The following is a 21,045-nucleotide window of genomic DNA, read 5'->3' as shown; positions in this document are numbered from 1 at the left end:
CCGGTCCGGATAGGTCGGTCCCGGCGCGGCGTATCCCACCGCTGATTTGTACGACCCGGTTGTACGTCCGTCCATGACACGGAAGGCTGCACCCGTCACGCCGCCGGTCGTCTGTACCGTCGCCGGCAGCGACTCCGGCGGCGGCGCGGGGGTCCAGGCCGACCTCAAGACGGTCGAGGCCGGCGGCGGCTTCGGCACCAGCGTCGTCACGAGCGTCACCGCACAGAACACGACGGGCGTCGAGAGCACCCACGTCCTGCCGGTCGAGGAGGTCGACGCCCAGGCGACCGCAGTCTTCGAGGACTTCGACGTGGCAGCGGTCAAGACCGGGATGCTCGCCACCGCACCCGTCGTCGAACTCGTCGCGGAGCGGGTCGCCGGGCTGGACTGCCCGGCGGTCGTCGACCCGGTGATGGTCGCCGCCTCGGGCGACCGTCTGCTCGAGCCAGCGGCCGAGGACGCCTACGAGGAACTGGTCGCCGGGTCGACGCTCGTCACGCCCAACGTCGACGAGGCGGAGGTGCTCACGGGCAGGGAGGTGACCGACCCAGAGAGCGCTACCGCAGCCGGCGAGGACCTGGTCGGGATGGGAGCCGACGCCGCCCTCGTCAAGGGCGGCCACCTCGGCGGCGAGGACGTCGTCGACGTGCTCGTCACCGCCGACACCGTCGAGACGCTGCGGCACGCGCGCGTCGACACGACCGCGACCCACGGTTCGGGCTGTACGCTCTCCTCGGCCATCGCCACCCGGCTCGCCCACGGCGACGACCTGCCGGCGGCGGTCCGGTCGGGGGTGGACCTGCTCGCGCGGGCGGTCCGGTACAACGTCGACGTCGGCGGGGGGCCGGGCGCGGTCCACCACGCGGTCGCGCTCCGGGACCGCGCGGCCCGCCAGCCGACCGCCGAGCGCGTCGAGTGGGTCCTCCGGGACCTCATCGAGCGCGACGTCTCGCCGCTCGTTCCCGAGGTGGGTATGAACGTCGCCGGCGCGACTCCCTACGCCGAAACCGCGGGGGAGTGTGCGGCCGTCGAGGGACGGGTCACGCGGACGCTCGACGGCGTCGCCTCCCCCCGGGGGGTCCGCTTTGGCGCCTCGACCCACGTCGCCGGCGCGCTGCTCGCCGCCCGCGAGGCCGACGCCGACCTGCGCTTCGCCGCGAACTGCCGGTACGACGACGCTATCGCGACGGCGCTCTCCGACCTGGAGGGGGCGGTCGTCGAGTACGACCGGGAGGACCACGCGGACGGGGACGGGCGCGAAGACGGCGCCGCTCCGGTCGCCATCCGGCGCGGCGTCGAGGCCGCAGTCACCGGCGCCGACCGGAGTCCCGTCGCGGCCGTGGGAACGGGCGGCGCGAGGGAACCGCTGGTCACGCTGTTCGCGCCGGGCGCGGGAGCGCTGGTCGACCGGGTTACGACACTCCTCGACGCGGTCTAGCGGTCGAGGGCGAGCGCGCGGGCCACCGCGAGCACAGCAGCGACCGCCAGAACGACGCCGGCGACCCCGAAGCCGGGCGTGGCGCCGCCGGCCGTGGCGTCGCCGCCCGACCCGCCGGTCTCTTCACGCCCCCCGGCCGTCGTCTCACCGTCCCCGCCGGTGACGGTCACCGACCGGTCGCCGGCGGTGATCCGGTGGCTGCCCTCCGGGACCCGGACGCTCAGGGAGACGGTTCGCACGCCGCCGGCGTCCAGGCGGAGGGTGCGGCGGTCGACGACCTGGCTGTCGCGGGCGACGGTCAGAGCCGTCTCCCCGGGCCGGTCGGCACCGTTGCGGACGGTCGCGGTCACGGTCACCGACGCACCGGGCTCGACCCGCCCGCGGTCGACAGCGAGCTCCGACACGGTGAGGGCGGCCGGCCGGCGCACCTCGACGGTCCGGCGTGCCCCCTCGACCGCCAGCGCGTAGGTGCCGGGCTCTCCGAAGGAGGCCGCGACCGGCACCGCGGCGGTCCCGTCGGGGTCGAGCTCGCCGGTCGCGTAGTCGACGACCCGGCCGTCACGGGTCAGCGTCAGGTTGTACGGCCCTGTGCGGCCGCCGACGTTCGTCGCCGTCGCGTTCACGCCGACCGACTCGCCGGTCACGAGCCGGACCGTGCCCGAGGCCGACAGACTCCCGTTGCGGTAGGGACCGCGGACCGCGAGCCCGTCGATGGCGTACCGCATGCGCGCCGGGAGCGGGCCGAAGGCCTCGCCGTGCTCGGTGGCCGACCAGACCGCGGGGCGGTCGGTCGTCTCGGCGTACCGGCGGGCCCGCTCGGCCACGGCGTCGCCCCCGGTCCCGCGGACTATCCCGAGGAACTCGCGGCCGGAGGTGGCCGTCGAGCGCTCGTTGAGCCGGCGGAACACCGCCTGGAAGGTGCTCGCGCTGTCGGTCGCCAGCCGGGTCCGCCGGTCAAGGTCACCGACGACGAGCGCGCCGACGTGGTAGTTCGCCGTCGACCACGTCGCCGGGTTCGCGAGCACCGCCTCCGAGAAGCGGCTGTCGGTCCCGCGGCGGAGCAGGCCAGCGAACTCGCGGAAGCCGACCCGGTCCTGCCGGAGGGTCAGCCGGGCGGCGTAGTACTGGGCTGTCGCCTCCGCCAGCCAGGTCGTCTCCGCGGAGAGGTTGAACCGCTGGCGGGTGTGGACGTACTCGTGGAGCCAGGTGTTCTCGGGGGTGTCGACGCCCTCGTCGGCCGTAACGTAGAGGTCGCGGTCACCGCGCTGGAGCCCCTCGACCCCCCAGTCGACGGTCGTCGGCGCCGCGACCATCAGGACCTGCGGGTCCCGGTCGCCGACCCGAAGCGTGTCCGAGGCGGCGGTCACGCTGTCGAAGACCTCCTCCCTGGAGGGCGCCAGGTCGGCGGCGTCCGGGACGACCAGCCGGAACCGCTGGCCGTGTGCCGAGCGAGTGTACTCCTCGTGGGCGCCCAGAAAGACCATCGCCCGGCCGGCGACGCCGGGGCCGGCGGTGACGTTTCGCTGCTGGACGGTGATATCCGTATCGCCGCGGTAGGTGTAGCCGAAGGGGACGCCGTCGTTTCCGGCGACCGCCCAGTCGCCAGTGTCGACGAAGACGTACTGGCCGTCGGCGCCCTCGGGACCGGGCACCTCTCGGGTCTCGTTGACCGGGACGGTGAACGTCAGCGACGGCGTCTCGGTCGTCCCGTCCCACTCGTAGCTGGTGCCGGCAGCAGGCGTGAACCCGTCGGTTCGAGGGTTCACAGCGTCCGCCGGGACCCGCGGGCGGACCTCGGAGACGGCCTCCGGGATGTCGAACTCCCAGCGGACGTCGATGTATCCCGGGCGGTCGGGCATGAGCCGGAACTCCTGGGTGACGACGACGGTCTGACTCGTGTCGTCCGTCTGGGCCCCCCCGCCGGGAGCGGGGACGGTTCCAGCCGCCGGGGCGACGGCCGCCCCGAGCGCGAGGACGACGACGAGTGCCGCGGCGAGTTCGCGGACGGCCACCATGCGCTCGGGTACGGGGCCGGGAGGATAGGTCTACCGGCCGCGGGGAGCCGGGCCACGTCCACCCCGGACCCACAGCGTTTTAGCCGGGCAGGGTCCCAGGGGTGGGTATGACCGGGGAGGGTATCGTCGGGGAGTTCTTCTCGCTGAAGGAGGGGACCGACGCCGACCTGCTGGCGATGCAGTGTGGCGACTTCTACGAGTTCTTCGGCGAGGACGCCGAGACGGTCGCCGACGAACTCGACCTCAAAGTATCGGAAAAGTCCTCCCACGGCTCGTCGTACCCGATGGCCGGCGTGCCCGTCGACGACCTCACCCCCTACCTCCGGGCGCTGGTCGAGCGGGGTTACCGGGTCGCGGTCGCCGACCAGTACGAGACAGCGGGCGGCCACGCACGGGAGATAGAGCGGGTCGTCACGCCGGGCACCCTCCTCGAGACGACTGACGCCGACAGCCAGTACCTCGCGGCGGTCTGTCGCGACGGGGCGTACGGGCTGGCCTTCGCCGACGTCACGACCGGCCAGTTCCACGTCGCCACCGCGGCAGACGCCGACGGGGCCCTCTCGGAGCTGTACCGCTTCGCGCCCGTCGAGGTGCTGCCGGGGCCGGACCTGCGGGCCGAGGAGGGACTGCTCGGGCGGGTTCGCGAGCGGACGGACGCGACGGTCACGCTGCACGCCGCGGAGGCGTTCGCGCCCGGCCGGGCCCGCCACCGCGTCCGCGACCAGTTCGGCGCGGAGGCCGTCGAGAGCGTCGGGCTCGAGGCCGACGCCGCGGTCCGTGCCGCGGGTGCGGTGCTTTCCTACGTCGAGGAGACCGGCGCCGGCGTGCTCGCCTCGATGACCCGCCTGCAGTCTCACGCCGCCGGCCAGGGGGTGGCGCTGGACGCGACAACGCGGCGCAACCTCGAACTCGTCGAGACCATGCGCGGGGAGAGCGAGGGGAGTCTCTACGACACCGTCGACCACACCGTCACCAGCGCGGGCGGCCGGCTGCTGGCGGAGTGGCTCCAGCGCCCCCGGCGCTCGCGGGGCGTCCTCGAGACCCGCCAGGCCGCGGTGGCCGCCCTCGCCGAGGCCGCCATGGCCCGCGAGAACCTCCGCGAGTTGCTCGAGGGCGCGGCCGACCTCGAGCGGCTGGCCTCGCGGGCCGCCTCGGGCAGCGCCGACGGCCGCGCCCTCCGGTCGGTCGCCGCGACGCTCTCCGTGCTCGGCGAGGCCGTCGACCTCGTCGCCGGGACCGACCGCCTCGCCGGCTCGCCGCTCGCCGAGGTGCTCGACCGGCCCGACCGCCAAGCGGCCGCAGCCCTCGCCGCCGACCTCGACGCCGCGCTCGTCGCGGAGCCACCCGGAACGGTCACGCAGGGCGGGGTCATCGCCCGCGGCCACGACGCCGACCTCGACGAGGTGGTCGAGCGCCACGAGGCGGCCCTGGAGTGGGTCGACGGCCTCGCCGACCGGGAGAAACAGCGCCTCGGGGTCACCCACCTCTCCGTCGACCGCAACAAGACCGACGGCTACTACATCCAGGTCGGCAACAGCGAGACCGACGAGGTCCCCGAGGAGTACGACCGCGTCAAGAGCCTGAAAAACGCCGAGCGGTACACGACGGAGGAGTTAGAGGAGAAAGAGCGGGAGATCCTCAGACTCGAAGAGCGCCGGTACGAGCTGGAGCGGGAGCTGTTCGAGGAGCTGCGCGAGCGGGTCGCGGCGCGAGCGGAGTTGCTCCAGGGCGTCGGCCGGGCACTCGCCGAGGTGGACGTCCTGGCGGGCTTTGCGGCGCATGCCGTCCACAACGACTGGACCCGGCCCGAACTCGTCGACGGCCGCGAACTCGAGGTCGAGGCCGGGCGCCACCCCGTCGTCGAGCAAACCACCGACTTCGTCCCGAACGACCTCCGGATGGACGACGACCGGCGGTTCCTGGTCGTGACGGGGCCGAACATGAGCGGGAAGTCGACGTACATGCGCCAGGCCGCACTCATCACGCTGCTCGCGCAGGTTGGGAGTTTCGTCCCCGCCCGGAGCGCGCGAGTCGGGCTTGTCGACGGCATCTACACCCGCGTGGGCGCGCTCGACGAACTCGCCCAGGGCCGCTCGACGTTCATGATCGAGATGACGGAGCTCGCGAACATCCTCCACTCCGCGACCGAGGATTCACTCGTCATTCTGGACGAGGTAGGACGCGGCACGGCGACCTACGACGGCATCTCCATCGCCTGGAGCGCGACGGAGTACATCGCAAACGAGGTCAGGTGTCGGACCCTCTTCGCGACGCACTACCACGAACTGACGACGCTGGGCGAGGAGCTCCCGACCGTCGAGAACGTCCACGTCGCCGTCGACGGCGAGCCCGGGTCGCCATCGCCGAGCGGGACATCCTCCCGCTCCGGTGACGAGCGAGACGAGGACGTCACGTTCCTGCGGACGGTCCGCGACGGTGCGACGGACCGCTCCTACGGGATCCACGTCGCGGCCCTCGCGGGCGTTCCCGAACCGGTCGTCGAGCGCTCGCGGGACGTGCTCGACAGACTCAGGGAGAACGAGGCGGTCGAGGTCCAGGGCAGCGACACGGGCGGCGGGACGACACAGGCCGTCTTCGACCTCGGCTCGGGGCAGTTCGTCCGTGACGGGGACGAAAGCGCGGGCAGGGAACGGCCCGGGTCCGACGGGAGTCCACAGGCCACGACCGAGCGGACGGGGGAGGCGGCAATCGACCCCGAAGCGGAAGCCGTCCTCGAGGAACTCGGTGCGGTCGATGTCAACGAGACGCCGCCGGTCGAGCTGATGGCGAAAGTCCAGGAGTGGCAAGAACGGATGGACGGAAACTGAGCGGTGGAGGGGCCGGACCGCTCACCGGTACTCCCCCCGCCGGGCGGCTACTGGCACCGGGAGATCGGGGCTCCCGCCTCGAGGTTGTACGTGTCCGCCCCCGCGTTGTTCTCGAAGGTCACGCCGCCACAGCCCATCAGCCGCGCGTTCCCGTCTCTGACGGCGATGCCGTACTTCCCGCTCCCCCGGACCGTCGAGTTGCTGACGGTGACGGCGGCGGCGGTCTGGTCACCGTCGACGTAGAGGTTCGCCACGTCGTTGGCACCACCGCTCTCCGTCTCGCCGCTGCCCCCGTTCTCGATGACGACGTTGCGCAGGACGTTGTCGCTGCTCAGCGAGTTGGTGAAGAACAGCCCCTTCCAGAACCCGGTGATCTCCTCGGTCCCGCGGAAGGTGATCGGCTCGGCTTCGGCGGCATCGGCCGTCAGCCGCCCCTCGCCGCGAACCTGCATGCCGCGTCCCTGTTCGAACTCGACGGTCGTGCCGGGAGCGACCTCCACGGGGGCCTCGACGTGCACGTTGATGCGCGACCGGTAGGGCACGTCGAGTGCCGGCCAGGCGGCCGACTCTGCGACGGTCGTCCAGCCGGCACCGCTCGGCTCGCCGAGGAAGACGGCGCTCTCGTCGTTGTTCTCGAAGGCGGTGTTCGGGGCGATACCGCCGGCGAGGTTCGCGGGGATGTACAGCGGGGCTTCGTTGTCTTCGAACGAGACCCCCTGGAGGTCGAGGTGGGCCTCCGGCTGGGTCACGGTCAGCCCCATGCTGGCGTTGCTCCGGACCGTCGACTGGCGGACGGACAGCGTGGCGGTCTCGCCCCGGACGAACACGCCCGCCGGCGAGTAGTTGGGGTTCCAGGACGAGGCGCCGGCGTACTGGACAACAGTGTGTTCGAGGACGTTGTCGGTCGAGTTGGAATTCCCGATCCGGAGCCCCTTCCAGAAGCCTCTGCTCTCTTCGGTGCCCGTCAGTATCACGGGCTGGCCCTCGGTTCCGCTGGCCCGCAGCCGGCCCTCGGATTCGACCTCGAGGCCCTCGTTCTGCGTGAACTGGATGACGACGCCGGCCTCCAGCGTCAGGGTCCCGCGCTCGACTGTGAGCGTGTTCTCTGCCCGGTAGCACCCCGCCGAGACGGTCCCGCCGTCCTCGACGTCAGACGGCGAGAGGACTGTCGGAGACTCACAGGGGTTCGCGGGGGTCGTCGTGCGAGCGGTGGTCGTGGTCGCTCCAGGGGGCGTCGTCGTCGGTGTGTTCCCCGACCCGGTGGGCGTGCCGGTACTCTGCGAGCAGCCCGCGACGCCGCCGACGGCGACAGCCCCCGCCGTGGCGAGGATATCCCGCCGCGCGAAGCCCGGGTCGGCCTGCCCCTCGTTCCCAGATCCGTTTGACATGTTTGCTCGTTTGTTGTAAGTCGCATATGTAAATTTGGGTGTTAGTGTGTCTAGATTGGCGGAACCGGCGGGGCGGGGCTGGAGACATATAAATATATGTACACGAACCCCGGCCTCGCTACTCCCGCGCGTCGTCGGTGCCCCCAACGAGCTGGCCCTGGCTCTGTTCTTCGAGCTGCCTGTGGGCGTCGTTTATCAGCCGGAGGACCTGCGGGAGGACCTCGACCTCGATCTGGTCGTGGATCGTCGGCTCGACCGCCTCGACCTCCTCGAGTTTCTGTGCGTACTTGTCGGGTATCTCGATCTCGACTTTCATCGCTGGAGGTTGGTTCCGGTGGGTCGGTGAAAACGGTACCGTCGATTCAGCCCCGCTTCCGGTCGGTAGCCGGTCGTGGTCCGGAGCAGTCAGTGCTCACCGCGACACCCTGAGAAGGCGGACAGCGAGCAACGCGAACGCAGCGAGGCCGGCCGGGACGCCGAATCCGGGGCTTCCTCCGCCGGTCGTTCCCCCAACGGATGTGGCGGTCGCCGTCCCCCCGTCTGTCGTCGTCCGCGCCGGAGCCGGCGACGGGGTCGCCGTCGCGGTCGCCGCCGGGTCCCCGACAACGACGGTGTCAGCGCCGGCTGTGGTACTCCCGTTGGCGTACTCGACAGTCAACCGCGCCGTGTACCGGCCCTCGCTCCGGTACGTGTGGGCCACGACCTCGCCGCCGGCGTCGGTCCCTCCGTCGTCGTCGACGTCCCACCGGTACGCCGCGACGGTCTCGTCGTCCGCTCGGACGTCCGCGACCAGCGTCACCGTCTCGCCGGGTTGTGGGTTGACCGGGGCGTGCCAGAGGAGGGTGGCACCGGTCCCGGGCTGGCTCACCGTCTCGTCGGCCACGGCGACGGCCTCGGTGGTCGTCTCCGTCGACCCGTCCGGGAGCGTGGCCTGGAGCGTCACTGCGTGGTCGCCCGCAGTGGTGAACACGTGGCTGGCGAGCGCCCCCTGCGTCTCGTAGCTCCCGTCGTCGTCGACGTCCCACCGGTAGGTCACCGCCGGGTCCGTGGGGCCGCTCGCGACCAGCGTCACCGGCTCGCCCCGGAGCGGGACGGTCGGGGAGTGCCACCACGCGGCACTCAGCGTGAGGTCCCCTCTCGGTGTCGGCGTGGCCGTCGGCTGCGGGGTGGCCGTCTGTGTCCGTTCCTCGCCGTCCACGGTAACCTCACGGCTGGCCGAGGCGGTCGCCCCGTCGTCGTCGGTCACGGTCAGCGCGACCGTGTACTCACCGCGGTCCGGGAAGGCGTACTCGAAGTCCGGTCCCTCGGCGACCACCGACCCGTCAATCCGCCACTGGTATCCCCCCACGCTCCCGTCACTGTCGCTCGCAGTCGCCTCGAACGCGACCGTCTCCCCCGGGGCCGGCGCCAGCGGGTCGACGGCGAAGTCGGCGGTCGGCGGCTGGTTCGTGCCGGACTCGCTGACGGTGACGGTCTTGGTTGCAGTGGCGACGCCCCCGTCGTCGTCGGTCGCCGTCAGCCGCACCTCGTACTCGCCCGCCTCGGGGAGGGAGACCGTGAACTCGGAGCCGCCGGCGACCCGCTGGCCGTCGATCTGCCAGGTGTACTCGACGACCTCGCCGTCGGGGTCCGACGCGTCGGCGACGAACGTCGTTTCCGCACCCGGCGTGGGCTCCTGTGGGGTGACCGAGAAGTCCGCCGTCGGGAGCTGGTTCTCGCTGGTGCCGGCGACGGTGACGACCCTGCGGACGGTGTCGGCCCCGCCGTCGTCGTCGGTGACCGTCACCGCGACCTCGTACTCGCCGGGGCCCTCGAAGGTGTACTCGAACTCGGGGTAGACGCTGACCTGTCTCCCGTTAACCCGCCAGTCGTACTCCAGAAGGTCGTCGTCGGGGTCGGTCGCGTCCGCGCTGAACGCTACCGGTTCCCCGGCGACGGGCTCGGATGGGGAGTACGATACCTCTGCCGTCGGGGCCTGGTTCTCGCTGGTGCTAGCGACGGTGAGTTCCCCACAGACCGCCTGGTCGGTGTCCTCCGTCGGGAGGGCGACGGCCCTGACCCGTGGCTCGTAGGTGCCGACCTCCTGGTAGGTGACCGTCCGCGATGCGCGGTCGACGAGCTCGCCGAACTCGCCGGTCCCGAACACGTCGTACCGGTAGGCGCTGGCGTCCTGCGACGCCGCGGCGTCGAGCGTCACGGACTCGCCGGGCGCGATGCTGGTCGCCGAGAGCTCACACCGCGCGACGACGTCGACGCTCTCGACGGTGACCGTCCGGTTCACGGTCCCGGTCGCACCGTCGTCGTCGGTCACTCTCACTCCGACTGTGTAGTTCCCGGGACCGGGGAACGCGTACTCGAAGTCCGGCCCCTCGGCGACGGGCTCGCCGTCGACCAGCCAGGTGTAGGCCACGACTTCGCCGTCCGGGTCGGATGCCTCGGCAGTGAACGACACCGCCTGGTCGGGTGCGGGCTCGGTCGGCGAGTACGAGAGGTCGGCAGTGGGTTTCTGATTCTCGCTGGTGCTGGCGACGGTGAGCGTCCCGCAGGTCACCTGGTCGGTGGTTTCCGTCGTCGCGTTGATCGCCCTGACCCGTGGCTCGTAGGTGCCGACCTCCTGGTAGGTGACCGTCCGCGTCGCACGCTCGACGAAGTCGCCGAACTCGCCGGTTCCGAACGGGTCGTACCGGTAGACGTCGGCGTCCTGCGAGGCCGAGGCGTCGATGGTCGCGGACTCGCCGGGCGCGATACTGGTCGGGGAGAGTTCACACCGCGCAGTGACCGCCGCGAGGGTCCCTGCCCGGTCGACTGCAGCGAGCGTGGCTGGCGAGTCACCCCCTCCGACCGGTGTGTCAGCGGAGGCGGCTGCCGCCGAGGCCGGAACCAGCAGGACGGCGAGGAGGCAGACCGCGAACGCGGCAGTCAGTACGACACGGCGTCCGTCGGTCATAACGACTGGACTGAGCCGCCTTTCACCCGGACGGTCCCGTCGGGGTCGATCCGCAGCGCCTCCTGCTCGCTGGTGGTCGACCCGCTTCCCGACGGGCTCCGCATCGTCGAGAAGACCAGCCCCTGCTGGGTGGCCGTGAGCCGGTAGTTGACGCTGGTGCCGCTCCCGTCGGTGTGTCTCAGGAGCACCGTCCCCTCCGTGCCGTCGCCGCCGGCGACGACGTTCCCGTCTCCACCCTGCAGCTCCGCGGTCGTGCTCCCGCCGCTGTCGGTGGTCTTGACGACGCCGTCGGTCCCGTCGCCGCCGACGGTCGCCCGGGCGTGTTCGGCGTCGAGGTCGATCGGGACCGATAACTGATTGCCGGAGCTCTGCTTGGCCAGCCAGACCTGTCCGCTCCGGTCGAAGCCGCCGATGTAGGCCTTCGCCCTGTTCTGCCCGGCCTCAAGCGTGACCTCCGGGGCGTCCGTCCCGCTGTCCGGCGGCGTCCCGTAGAGGCGCAGTTCCCCCGTGCTGGCGTCGAGCGTCACCCGGTCGTTGTCGTTGCTGTCGGTGAGTGTGACCCGCCCGCTCCGGTTGCTCCCGCCGAGTGTCGCCTGAGCCTCCTCGCCGTCGAGGTCGATGGTCTTATGAAACTGGGCGGTGTTCCCGCTCCGGAAGAGTTCGAGCGAGCCGCTCTCGAAGTTGTTTCCGATGGCAGCACGCGCAGAGTTCCCGTACAGCCGGATCGTCTCTCTGGTATCGGGGGGGATGAGCGGCGCCACCGTGACAGTTCCCGGCTCCCCGGTGAACTGGGAGAGCGTCAAACCGGCGTTGTTCAGTCTGGCCTGCGTGTCCCCCGTCGCGTCCCTGACCTCGATCTCCGCGTTCCCCCCGTCGAGGTGCACGAAGTCGTTCTCACCGTCACCGAGCATGACCTCCCCGGTGCCGCCGTTGATCCACACCCGGTCTTCGCCGGGGGCGGTCCGGTTGCCGGTCTCCGCGCTGACCTGGATCCGCAGGTTCTCCTTTGCGTCGCGGATCTTCAGGTCGCCTTCCGGCGCCCGCCCGCCCCCGCCGCCGAGGGTCAGGTTCGCCCGGTCCGCGTTCAACCTGATGCTCGCAGGGTCCCCCTCCGATGCCGTGATCTCGAGGTCGCCCCGCTCCGTGCCGTTTGTTTCCTCCGGACCGCTGCCGCCAACGACGCTGATCCGGTCCTGTTCGAGTAAGATGTCGGGGTTGGCCATCGGTCTGTCTACAGGTCTAAAGCCGACGACAAGTAACCATGCACTAGCCACTTAGTGTCGGTTCAGATGCCGCGTTTTTCCAACCCCTCCGAGAGTGCAGTATCCGGAGTTTGAGGCCCGTTACGGCGTCTTGTTGTCGGTGAACGTCCCGTCGAACGTCCCGGAGCTGTTGAAGTACCTGTAGGCGTCGAGCCACTTGTCGTACTCCGGATACATGTTCTGTGGCTTCATGTAGCTCCGGGAGGGGGTGGCGTCGACTGTGTTGTGTTTGCCCATGTGTGGCCGGCCGTCGAAGTTCTTGACGAGCCTGTCCTCCAGTTTCTCCAGTTCCTTCTTCGCCTCGTCGATGTTGAGCATGTGGTCCAGAAAGCCCGTCCGGCCGTCGTGGGGGCTGTTTCTGGTGTTCTGGTTGAGCTTTTTCAGCTTCTGGAAGAAGATCTTCTTCGGTTTGGTGTAGACGCCGCCGACGGGACCCGGCGTGTCGTACACCGTGTTCACGTTGCTGAACTCGTTGGACAGCGTGTCCGGCAGAGGGATCGGCAGCTCCAGCATCGCAGTCTCCCGGCCGTACTCCGGGGAGAGGAAGTGCTCGCTGCCGGCGGTGAACCGGACCCCAAGGGGCGCGGGGAACAGCCGCGGGTTGTTCAGGGCGTAGTCGATGACGGCATCGACCGCCGGCTTGACGTCCGCTGCGGGCACGGCGACCTCCGCCGTGATGGTGTCGACAGGGGGTTCGGCCTTCGTCAGGTCATTGGGGTGGAGGTCCTGCTTCCGGCGCAACGCGATGTAGGAGGCCGTCTTGTCCTCGCCCGAACTCCGGCCGGGCCGGGCCTTGAACGGCGGGTCCGGCGCGACCAGGTCCCGGATGTCGAAGTTCACCAGCCTGGTCAACCCCGCCGAGAAGTTCAGATTCTTGAGGTCGTTCGCGTTGAAGTTCTTGTAGGCGTTCTGGAAGGCGTTGACGTACTGCGTGACCTCGTTTGCCGTGTTGAACCGCTCGGTCGGACTCCAGTTCCCGGCCGGCACCTTGTTGCGTTTCCGGACGAGACAGCGCGGGGAGGCCGCGTTCGAGGGCGACGTTCCGGTAAACACCTCCAGCTGTGGCTCGATGATGTTAACCAGAAACTGGTAGTGGCGGTTGTTCTTGGGCTTGGCCTCCTGGTAGGGGTTGAAGCTGCCCCACTGTTCGAAGCTGTTCGTCTCCTCGAGCCAGAAGGGGTCGCGCAGCTCCAGCGTGTAGGCGTAGACCAGCCCCATGCTTCCGTAGCCGACCACGACGGAGTGGAAGATATCGTCGTCCTGAACCAGTACCATGTCGTGAGTGCCCGCGTCCCGCGCGAACTTCTTCGGGTCGGTGACTCCCTCGGAGGGCTCGACCCGGAGCATGCGCACGTGTGACTCGCCGCTCTCGTACTGTGATTCGGGGATGGTGATGATCTCGACTGACCGGACCAGGTCCGCGAAGGTTCCGAGCCCGAGTCCGCTGCCGTGTGTCGAGGTGTTGATCGCCCCCGCGAGCGTCTGCCCGTCCCACGCGCCCATGTTCGGCAGGGCGAGCGGCTTCCGGCCGTTGACCCCGCCACCGGGGAGGATCTTCCGGTTGAGCTTCTTCAGGATCGTCCCCCCTCGCAGCCGGATCAGGTGGTCCCGGCTGGGCGGCTCGGGGTTGGGCTTCTTCCCCGAGTCCCAGAAATCGTCGCCCGGGTCCCGGAGCCAGGGGCGGGGCAGTTCTCCCTCGAGGCTCTTGATATCGGTGAACAGGTCCTTCGGCACCGCCGCCTCGGAGTGGGAGTGGCCGGAGCCGACCCCGCGGAACTCGCCGCTGGTCTTGCTGACGACGGTCCGGAGCAATTCCGTGTGGGCTGACCCCTGGGCCATGTTGACGTCCTTGGCGTTCGGTTGTTCGTAGTCGTCGAGCCAGTTCTGCCAGCCGCTCTGCCAGACCGGTACCTGGCTGGCAGCCTTCTGTGGCGTTCGCAGCTCGCGGACCGAGACCGGGTCGCGGTTGACGTCGTACTCGGTTGCCAGGTCGGCGACGCTGAACGTCCCGGCGCGCCAGACGTTCCCGCCGGCGTTCGTCCCCTGGGCGGGCGCGAGCCCGCGAACCGAGAGGAAGTCCGATTCGACCGGGAGATAGCTCCGCCTGGAGACTGGCGTGTGCTGGCTCGCGAGCCGTCCGTCCCTGCCCGTCGGCCGGACCTCGCTGCCGCGGCCGACCGCGCCCTCGACAACCGTCCGGTCGAGCGCGACGCCGGCCGCGACAGAGCGCAGGAAATCCCGGCGGTCGACCGGGGCACCGTCGCTCTCCCGACGGTCCTCGCGCTCCGGCTCGCCGTCCCGGTCGTCAGTCATGGCCGCCCTCCGGGAGGCCGGCCGTCGGAACGCCAGACCGTTGGCCCGGGCATCGAAGCGCCGTTCGAGCCGGCCGCCCCCTCCGCCGACGGTGGATACGTGTGCATGTCCTGGTGCAGGGCTTCCCGGCAATCCCACAAGTAACCCCCCGCTAATCACGTAGCGTGCCGGCGCGGGCCGTCGGCCTGGCGGTGCGAGCGCTCCCCTGCGAGGGGTTTTTCACGCACCCGCCGCCAGTGTGGGGCGTGCCCACCCGACTCACGTCCGTCGAAACCGTCCACGAGGAGGGGTCCTGGCTGTTCACCGTCACCGACGGCCGCGGCGAGGAGGTGGAGGTGACGCTTCTCCCCTGCGAGGACGGCGTCGCGGCCTGGGTGAACGGGTGTACCCACGAGGACCAGCCCCTCGACCGCGGGGGCGACGTCGGCGCGGTCATTCGCGGCGGCGGCCTCGTTTGCCCCAAGCACGGGTCGGTCTTCGACGTCTGTGAGGGGAGCTGTGAGAACGGCCCCGCGGCGGGAACCGAGCTGCTCGGCGTCGAGGTGAGCGTCAACCGCGGCGACGTGTTCCTGACCGACGACGCCTACGAGTTCGCGGGCGAGGGCCCCAGCGAGGACGGCGACGGCGGGCCGAGTTCGACCTCCCACCTGCGCTTTTGAGCGGGGGAACCCATTTCCGGCCGGCCCACCCACCCCCGCCATGGGCGAGCGTGCCTGCCAGCGCGACTACTGTCCGGCCTGTGACCTCCCGGTGACGGTCGTCGACGAGGAGTGTCCGGAGTGTGGGACCGCGCTCCCGGCCGCAGAATGAGCCGTTACGAGGGGTACGACGGGAGCCGGGCCGACCGCTCCGAGCCCTCGACGAAGGGGAGTTCGACGCGCTCGGCAGGAACGTCCGCGCCGTCGACGCGGACGGCGTCCGGCTCCGCGTCGAAGTCCACGAGCGCGAGCGCCGCCGGCCCGCCGTAGGTCGGCGCGTCGGCCGCCCGCGTCACCTCGCCGACGGCCTCGTCGCCCGCGAAGACTGCGGCCCCGTCCCCGGGGACGGCCTCGGGGGCGAGCCCGACCAGCCGGCGGCTGGGCCGGCCGCGGTTCTCGACCCGCGAGACGACCTCCTGGCCGACGTAACACCCCTTCTCGAAGTCCAGGGCGTTCCTGACCCCGAGGACGTTGGGGATCTCCCCACGGAGTTCCGGTTCGAACAGCGGCGTCCCGGCCTCGAGGGTGAGCGTCTCCCAGGTTCGCCGGCCGAACGGGACGGCGTTGAGCCCGCGGTTCTCGAGGGTGTCGAAGACGTCGCTTGCGTCCTCGGCCCCGCAGACGACGAGATACCCCTCTTCGCCGGTCGGGGCGTCGGTCCGGGCGACGGTGACGCCGGCGTCGCCCATCGGCCCCCGGACGAACGTCAGCGGGGCCTCGGGCGTCCCCTCGGTGAGGACGCTGGCGACCTTCTCGGTGGCCTTCGGGCCGTGGACCCCGAAGACGCCGAGGTCGTCGGTCACGACCTCGATCCCGACGTCCTGGATGAAGGTCTTCGAGCGCCACTCCTCAGCGAGGTCCGCGCCGACGCCCGGCGGGAGGAAGACGAGCAGGCGCTCGCTTGTGGTGAAGACGTACATGTCCGTCTCGACCCCGCCCTGGGGGTCGAGCAGGAGCGCGTAGACCCCCTCGCCGTCGGCTTCCGGAACCTGGTTCGAGACCGCGTCGTCCACGAAGCCGTGGCGGTCCTCCCCGGTCACCGCGAGGACGTCGAACGCGTGTTCGATGAACCCGACCCCGCGCCGGACGGCCAGGTGGGTCCGCTCCGGGCGGCCGTAGTCGGTGACGACACGCCGGCCGCCGCGCTCGGCGAAGGTCGCGCCGTGTGTCTCGTGGATGTCCGCGAGGGTCATTCACCTACTGGTGGGCGGGCCCGAGGGTTAAGCGTCCCGGGCGCGGGCGAGCGCGAGTCCGACGAGCACCGCGAGCGCGGTCAGCCCCACAGCGGCGCCGAATCCGGGGCCACCGCCGCCGGGAGTGGTGTCGATCTCAGTCGGTTCCGGAGTGTCGGTCGGGGCGTCGGTCGGGGCGGCGGTCGTCGGCGTGTCCTGTCCGTCGGGCTCGAAGCCCTCGATGGTGACCGAACTCGAGAGGCCGTCGGTCGAGACTGTCACCGTCTGGTTACCGGCCGACTCGACCGTCAGGTCGTAGACGCCCCGGTCGTCGGTCTGCCCGACCTCCGTGCCGTCGACGCTGACGGTCGCGCCGGCGACCGGTTGGCCGTACTCGTCGGTGGCGGTCAGCCGCGTCACTTCGCCGAGGACGACCCGCGTGGAAGTCGCCTCGACCGAGACTGCCTCCTCGCGCTGGACCGCGAGGGTCACCGACTCGTCGGACTCGCCGACCGACACCGTTCGCGTGACCGATTCGTAGCCGTCCTTGGTGGCGGTCACCTCGTAGTCGGTGTTGACGGCCACGGTCGTGCCGCGCTGGCCGTTGTTCCCGGTGGTCAGCGCGGCCACGCCCTCGATGTCGACGGTCGCGTCCGGGAGCGCCCGCGGCGGGTCGAAATGGTCGTCGACGACCCGGACGGTGAGTTGCCGGTCGGCCTCGCGCAGCGTGACCGTCCGGTTGACCTCGCCGGTGAGGTTGACGCCGGTCGAGTTGCTCAGGTAGCCGGGCTCGCTGACCCGCAGCCCGTAGCTGCCGCGCTCGACGGGACCGAGGACGGCCACGCCCTCGGCGTCGGTGTCGACGGACCGGGTGACCCCCTGTCCGGAGAGCCGGACCGTCGCCCCCTCGACCGGGCCGGCGCTGTCGGTCACGGTGACGCGTGTGGTCCCCGGCAGCGAGGCCTCGACCTCGAGTTCGCCGCCGTCGGCGCCGAAGAAGACCGCGGGCCTGTTGCGGAGGTACTCGTCGTCGGTGACGCGCACCTCGACGGTCGCGCCCTCGGGGACGTCGACGAGCACCTGCCCGTTCGCGCGCGTCGTCACGTTCTCGCTGCCCTCGCCGTCGTTCCACACAACCGTCAGGTCGACGTCGCCGACCCGATCGCCTGCCTGGTCGACGACGGTGACCGTGACGGTCGTCTGTTCCTGTGCTGTAGCGCCGCCGACGGCTGCAGGTGTAACGACCCCGACGAGAACGACGAGAACCACGGCCCGGACGAGCGACCGGTGCATACCGGAATGCTCGGTGCTTGTTCTTATATGGTTATCGGCAGCTTACCGGCGGATTACCGGATATACGCGGATGAAGACCGGGAGTCACCGGGGTTCGTCGACCGACTCCTCGACGACCCGGTCCAGTTCCGCCCGGTCGGCGGTCAGGTACGGGCCGGGGACGGTCCGGGCGAGCGCACCGGCAGCCACCCCGTAGCTCAGCGCGTCGGCCACGTCGGCCCCGTCGACCAGCCGCTGGAGGAGGGCTCCGACGAAGGCGGCGTGCCCGCCGGCCGGGTCGACCGTCTCCGTCTCCACGGCCGCCCGCTCGTGGACGACGTTCGTCCCCGGGGTGTCGTGCATGGCGAGCGCGCCGCGCTCCGAGCGAGTGATGACCACGAGCTCCAGGTCGAACTCGTCGGCCGCCGCCGTCACGAGTTCCCGGGCCCCGCCGCCCGCGTCGAGGACCGCTGCCGCGTCGTCCTCGCTGGCCACGAGCACGTCCACCGCGCCGGACAGCCGGTCCAGCGCCGCGCGGGCGTCGGCGGCCGAACACAGCCCCGGCTGGAGGTCCAAGTCGGTGGCGGCGGTGATGGCGGTCCCCCGGGTCGCCTCGAAGACGGCCGCGGCGGTGTCGGCGGCCTTCCCGGACAGCGCCAGCGTGCTGGCGCCGGTGAACACGGCGTCCGCGGCCCTGAGCTCGTCCATCGGCAGGTCGTCGGGCTCGACGGCGGCCATCGCGCCCCCCGAGCGGTCCTGCAGCGTCGTCCCCTCCCGGGGGCGGACGCCCGCCTCCTCGAAGCGCAACCCCTGGCGGCGTCCGTCGGTCCAGGCGACGGCGGTATCGACACCGTACCGCCGGAGCTCCGAGACGACCCGGCGACCGAGCGGCGTGTCGGGGAGCTTCGAGACCCAGACGCCCTCCCCGCCCATGGCGGCCGCCGCGGCCGCGGCGTTGCTCTCGGTCCCGTCGGCGTACACGCGCATCTCCCGCGCGGTGTGGAGCTGCCCGCCGTCGGCGGGCGCGAACCGCAGCGGCGTCTCCCCGAACGTCAGCAGGGTCATACGCCCCCGATCGACCCCCGGGAGCCTTATACTGTCGGCCGGTGTTTCGCGTCGATATTCCGACCCCTCAGCCGCCGTGGCCGGGATAGTCGCGCTCGAAGCGGGCCTCGAGTTCCCCGTCGTCGATCTCGACAACCACCGGTCGGCCGTGCGGACAGGCGTAGGGGTTCTCGCAGGCGTCGAGCCGTTCGAGCAGGTCGACGACCGACCCCTCCGTCAGCGACGTGTTGCCCGTCACGGAGGGATAGCAGGCCAGGTCCGCCAGCAGGCCGTCGGCGACGGCCTCGACGGTGTCCGCGGGGTCCCGCCCGCCCGCAAGGTCCGCCAGCAGGTCCGGGAGCAGGTCGGGACCGTCCCCGTCGAGCAGGGCGGGCACCGACCGGAGCGTGACGGTCCGGTCGCCGGCGACCTCCACCCGAAACCCCAGCCGCGCCAGCGCGTCGCCGTGTGCCTCGGCGGCCGCCCGCTCGGCCGCGGTCACCTCGACGTCGACCGGCTCGGCCAGCGCCTGGACCTCCGGGCCGTCGGCGAAGGCCTCGCGGAGGCGCTCGTAGTTGACCCGCTCGTCGGCGGCGTGCTGGTCGACCAGGACCAGCCCGTCGGGCGTCTCGGCGACGACGTAGGTCTCGCGGAACTGCCCGAGCACCCGCATCGGCGGCAGCCGGTCGAACTCCCGGGCGTCGTCGCCGGTCGCACCCCACTCCTCGCCGGTGTCGCCGGTACCGTCCGCGCCGCCGAGCCGGCGCTGGTCGTGGGCCGGCTCGAACTTCCGGTCGGGAGGGACGTCCGGGTCTTCGGTACCGGCGCTGGCGCTCGCACCGTCCGCCGGGTCGCTGTCCGGCGCCGTGGACGGCCCGGCCGGGCGCCGGACGTCGGCCGCCGCGCTGTGGTCGGTGTCCGATTCCGTCCGCCCGGTGCTGGCCGGCCGCTCCCCGTCGTCGCCGGTCCCGCCGGCTTCGTCGGCGCCGTCCGTCGCCGTCCCGGTCCCGTCGTCGCCGGGACGGACGTCGGTCTGCTCGGGCGCGGAGCGGCCACGCGGGGCCCGCGAGCGGACCAGCCCCTCCGAGAGCAACGTCTCCCTGACCGCGTGGCGGACCTGCTCGCGGACGCCCGCCTCGTCGGCGAAGCGGACCTCCAGCTTCCGGGGGTGGACGTTGACGTCCACGGTTGCGGGGTCGACCGACAGCGAGAGCACCGCGAAGGGGTAGCGGTCCCCCGCGAGCTGGTTGCCGTACCCCTCGACGACGGCGTCCCGGACCGCCGAGGCGGTGACGTAGCGGCCGTTGACGAACGTCGAGAGGTAGTCCCGGCTGGCTCGCGTCGTCTCGGGATGGCTGACCAGCCCCGACACCGCCTCGAGCGGGCCGTCGGGGAGCGTGGAGTCAGCGCCGGCGTCGGTCCCCGCCTCGGCCCCGCGTTCGCCCTCGACAGGGATCATCGCCGCCGCGACCTCGCGGCCGTAGACGGCCATTACGGCCGTCCGGCGGTCTCCCTGGCCGGTCGTGGCGAAGGTTTCCCGGCCGTCGTGGGACAGCGAGACCGCGACGTCGGGGTTCGCGAGCGCGTAGCCCGTCACCACCCTGTTGACGTGGCCGAACTCCGTCGACGGCTGTTTGAGGTACTTCCGGCGGGCGGGCACATTGTAAAAGAGGTCCTCGACCTCGACGGCCGTGCCGGCGGGACAGCCCGCCGGCTCGACGCTCGCGACCTCGCCGCCCTCGACGACGAGTTCGGTGCCGCGGTCGGCGTCGGTGGCGTCCGGGTCACGCGGGCGCGTGGTGACGGTCATCCGCGAGACCGCACCGATGGCGTGCAGCGCCTCACCGCGGAAGCCCAGCGTCCCGACGCCGCTCTCGAGGTCGTCGATGTCGCCGATCTTGCTGGTGGTGTGTTCCTCGACCGCGCGCCGGGCCTCCGGCTCGGTCATACCGACGCCGTCGTCGCGCACGCGGACCCCCTCGGTGCCGCCGGCCTCGACGGCCACCTCGACCCGGGAGGCGTCGGCGTCGAGCGCGTTCTCGACCAGCTCCTTGACGGCGCTTGCTGGCCGCTCGACCACCTCGCCGGCCGCGATCCGCTCGACGGTCCGGGCGTCGAGCTGCTGGATCCTCATCGGGGAGTGGTTGGAGCGCGGGCCTGAAAGGGTCTTGCGGGTCAGGGCCGCGGTGGCGGCGCCGGGACCGTCACCCCGAGAGTACGTCGCCGAACAGAAGCGGCGCGGTCAGAAGCGCCAGCGGGACGAGGATCCACACCTGGCCCGCGAGGACGTCGTACTGGCCGAGGGTCTCCGCGACCGGCGCCCCCTCGAGATAGCCGACGAGGAACTCGAAGCCGACGGTCAGCACCGTCCAGGCGACGCCGACCGCCAGCAGTTCGAGCCGGGTGTACGCGACGGCCGTGGTCGTGAAGTACGCGAAGGAGACGAGCAGGATCGCCGCCACGAGCATAGCGGTGCTGAGGACGTGGCCACCGTACTCGCCGGCCCGCGGGATGAGCGCCAGCTCCCGGAAGACGCCGTTAGCGACCGCGAGGACCGCCATCAGCACCCAGAGCCCGAGCGGGTGCAGGAGTTTCGGCGCCGGGAGCGAGCCGCCGAGGGCCGCGAGCGTGGTGTCAGGCATGGCGGAGTTTCGTATCACGCAGTAAT

General features: G+C 71.4%; 14 protein-coding genes. 3 read left to right on the top strand and 11 right to left on the bottom strand.

Annotation, left to right across the window (positions count from 1 at the left end; genetic code table 11):
* Positions 1-73: 73 nt before the first annotated feature.
* Positions 74-1,438, top strand: coding sequence for a bifunctional hydroxymethylpyrimidine kinase/phosphomethylpyrimidine kinase (gene thiD, locus GN153_RS16040; RefSeq protein ID WP_159904571.1), 1,365 nt, complete (start codon positions 74-76; stop codon positions 1,436-1,438).
* Here the strand turns inward: thiD and GN153_RS16035 are convergent.
* Positions 1,435-3,453 carry a COG1470 family protein gene (locus tag GN153_RS16035; RefSeq protein WP_159904569.1) on the bottom strand — a complete coding sequence of 673 codons (2,019 nt, stop codon included), beginning with the start codon at positions 3,451-3,453 and terminating at the stop codon, positions 1,435-1,437. The genes thiD and GN153_RS16035 overlap by 4 nt on opposite strands.
* A 107-nt stretch (positions 3,454-3,560) precedes the next feature.
* Here GN153_RS16035 and mutS point away from each other — a divergent pair, with 107 nt between their 5' ends.
* Positions 3,561-6,281: a DNA mismatch repair protein MutS gene (gene mutS / locus GN153_RS16030; protein ID WP_159904567.1), complete on the top strand. Its 2,721-nt coding sequence runs from the start codon at positions 3,561-3,563 to the stop codon at positions 6,279-6,281.
* A gap of 47 nt (positions 6,282-6,328) precedes the next feature.
* On the opposite strand, the gene GN153_RS16025 is transcribed toward mutS, so the two are convergent.
* The 5 genes from GN153_RS16025 to GN153_RS16005 all read right to left on the bottom strand — a co-directional run bounded on the left by GN153_RS16025 (position 6,329) and on the right by GN153_RS16005 (position 14,191).
* Positions 6,329-7,669, bottom strand: coding sequence for a hypothetical protein (locus tag GN153_RS16025; protein ID WP_159904565.1), 1,341 nt, complete (start codon positions 7,667-7,669; stop codon positions 6,329-6,331).
* A 118-nt stretch (positions 7,670-7,787) separates the two neighbouring features.
* Entirely contained in the window at positions 7,788-7,985 is a 198-nt protein-coding gene (locus tag GN153_RS16020; protein WP_159904563.1) for a hypothetical protein, read from the bottom strand.
* Between the two features lie 96 nt (positions 7,986-8,081).
* Positions 8,082-10,616: a PKD domain-containing protein gene (locus GN153_RS16015; RefSeq protein WP_159904561.1), complete on the bottom strand. Its 2,535-nt coding sequence runs from the start codon at positions 10,614-10,616 to the stop codon at positions 8,082-8,084.
* A complete protein-coding gene (locus tag GN153_RS16010) occupies positions 10,613-11,839 on the bottom strand; it encodes a hypothetical protein (protein ID WP_159904559.1) in 1,227 nt (408 codons plus the stop codon). The genes GN153_RS16015 and GN153_RS16010 overlap by 4 nt, the downstream gene beginning before the upstream one ends.
* 120 nt (positions 11,840-11,959) lie before the next feature.
* The gene (locus GN153_RS16005; RefSeq protein ID WP_159904557.1) at positions 11,960-14,191 is read right to left on the bottom strand and encodes a hypothetical protein; all 2,232 of its coding nucleotides are present in this window, start codon (positions 14,189-14,191) and stop codon (positions 11,960-11,962) included.
* A gap of 245 nt (positions 14,192-14,436) precedes the next feature.
* On the opposite strand from GN153_RS16005, the gene GN153_RS16000 reads away from it, so the two are divergent.
* On the top strand, positions 14,437-14,850 hold the full coding sequence (locus tag GN153_RS16000; protein WP_201287933.1) for a Rieske (2Fe-2S) protein: 414 nt from the start codon (positions 14,437-14,439) through the stop codon (positions 14,848-14,850).
* Between the two features lie 155 nt (positions 14,851-15,005).
* Here the strand turns inward: GN153_RS16000 and ygfZ are convergent, their stop codons facing one another.
* From ygfZ to GN153_RS15975, 5 genes are all read right to left on the bottom strand, one after another.
* On the bottom strand, positions 15,006-16,082 hold the full coding sequence (gene ygfZ, locus GN153_RS15995; RefSeq protein WP_159904555.1) for a CAF17-like 4Fe-4S cluster assembly/insertion protein YgfZ: 1,077 nt from the start codon (positions 16,080-16,082) through the stop codon (positions 15,006-15,008).
* A 27-nt stretch (positions 16,083-16,109) separates the two neighbouring features.
* Positions 16,110-17,354, bottom strand: coding sequence for a carboxypeptidase regulatory-like domain-containing protein (locus GN153_RS15990; RefSeq protein ID WP_159904553.1), 1,245 nt, complete (start codon positions 17,352-17,354; stop codon positions 16,110-16,112).
* Between the two features lie 84 nt (positions 17,355-17,438).
* On the bottom strand, positions 17,439-18,398 hold the full coding sequence (locus GN153_RS15985; RefSeq protein WP_159904551.1) for a sugar kinase: 960 nt from the start codon (positions 18,396-18,398) through the stop codon (positions 17,439-17,441).
* A 67-nt stretch (positions 18,399-18,465) separates the two neighbouring features.
* Positions 18,466-20,511 (bottom strand): DNA mismatch repair endonuclease MutL, encoded by a 2,046-nt coding sequence (gene mutL, locus GN153_RS15980; protein ID WP_159904549.1) that lies wholly within the window; start codon positions 20,509-20,511, stop codon positions 18,466-18,468.
* 70 nt (positions 20,512-20,581) lie between these two features.
* Complete coding sequence (locus GN153_RS15975; protein ID WP_159904547.1) at positions 20,582-21,019, bottom strand: hypothetical protein; 438 nt, start codon at positions 21,017-21,019, stop codon at positions 20,582-20,584.
* Between the last annotated feature and the right edge of the window lie 26 nt (positions 21,020-21,045).

It is taken from the genome of Salinirussus salinus (genome assembly GCF_009831455.1).
GTDB classification, from domain to species: domain Archaea; phylum Halobacteriota; class Halobacteria; order Halobacteriales; family Haloarculaceae; genus Salinirussus; species Salinirussus salinus.
The sequence above is the reverse complement of the archived record's forward strand: the minus strand, read 5'-3'. Positions and strand labels throughout refer to the sequence as shown.

Excerpts from the sequence above, each read along its gene's own strand:
- thiD (WP_159904571.1), top strand. The coding sequence starts at position 74 with ATGACACGGAAGGCTGCACCCGTCACGCCGCCGGTCGTCTGTACCGTC.
- GN153_RS16035 (WP_159904569.1), bottom strand. The coding sequence starts at position 3,453 with ATGGTGGCCGTCCGCGAACTCGCCGCGGCACTCGTCGTCGTCCTCGCG.
- mutS (WP_159904567.1), top strand. The coding sequence starts at position 3,561 with ATGACCGGGGAGGGTATCGTCGGGGAGTTCTTCTCGCTGAAGGAGGGG.
- GN153_RS16025 (WP_159904565.1), bottom strand. The coding sequence starts at position 7,669 with ATGTCAAACGGATCTGGGAACGAGGGGCAGGCCGACCCGGGCTTCGCG.
- GN153_RS16020 (WP_159904563.1), bottom strand. The coding sequence starts at position 7,985 with ATGAAAGTCGAGATCGAGATACCCGACAAGTACGCACAGAAACTCGAG.
- GN153_RS16015 (WP_159904561.1), bottom strand. The coding sequence starts at position 10,616 with ATGACCGACGGACGCCGTGTCGTACTGACTGCCGCGTTCGCGGTCTGC.
- GN153_RS16010 (WP_159904559.1), bottom strand. The coding sequence starts at position 11,839 with ATGGCCAACCCCGACATCTTACTCGAACAGGACCGGATCAGCGTCGTT.
- GN153_RS16005 (WP_159904557.1), bottom strand. The coding sequence starts at position 14,191 with ATGACTGACGACCGGGACGGCGAGCCGGAGCGCGAGGACCGTCGGGAG.
- ygfZ (WP_159904555.1), bottom strand. The coding sequence starts at position 16,082 with ATGACCCTCGCGGACATCCACGAGACACACGGCGCGACCTTCGCCGAG.
- GN153_RS15990 (WP_159904553.1), bottom strand. The coding sequence starts at position 17,354 with ATGCACCGGTCGCTCGTCCGGGCCGTGGTTCTCGTCGTTCTCGTCGGG.
- GN153_RS15985 (WP_159904551.1), bottom strand. The coding sequence starts at position 18,398 with ATGACCCTGCTGACGTTCGGGGAGACGCCGCTGCGGTTCGCGCCCGCC.
- mutL (WP_159904549.1), bottom strand. The coding sequence starts at position 20,511 with ATGAGGATCCAGCAGCTCGACGCCCGGACCGTCGAGCGGATCGCGGCC.
- GN153_RS15975 (WP_159904547.1), bottom strand. The coding sequence starts at position 21,019 with ATGCCTGACACCACGCTCGCGGCCCTCGGCGGCTCGCTCCCGGCGCCG.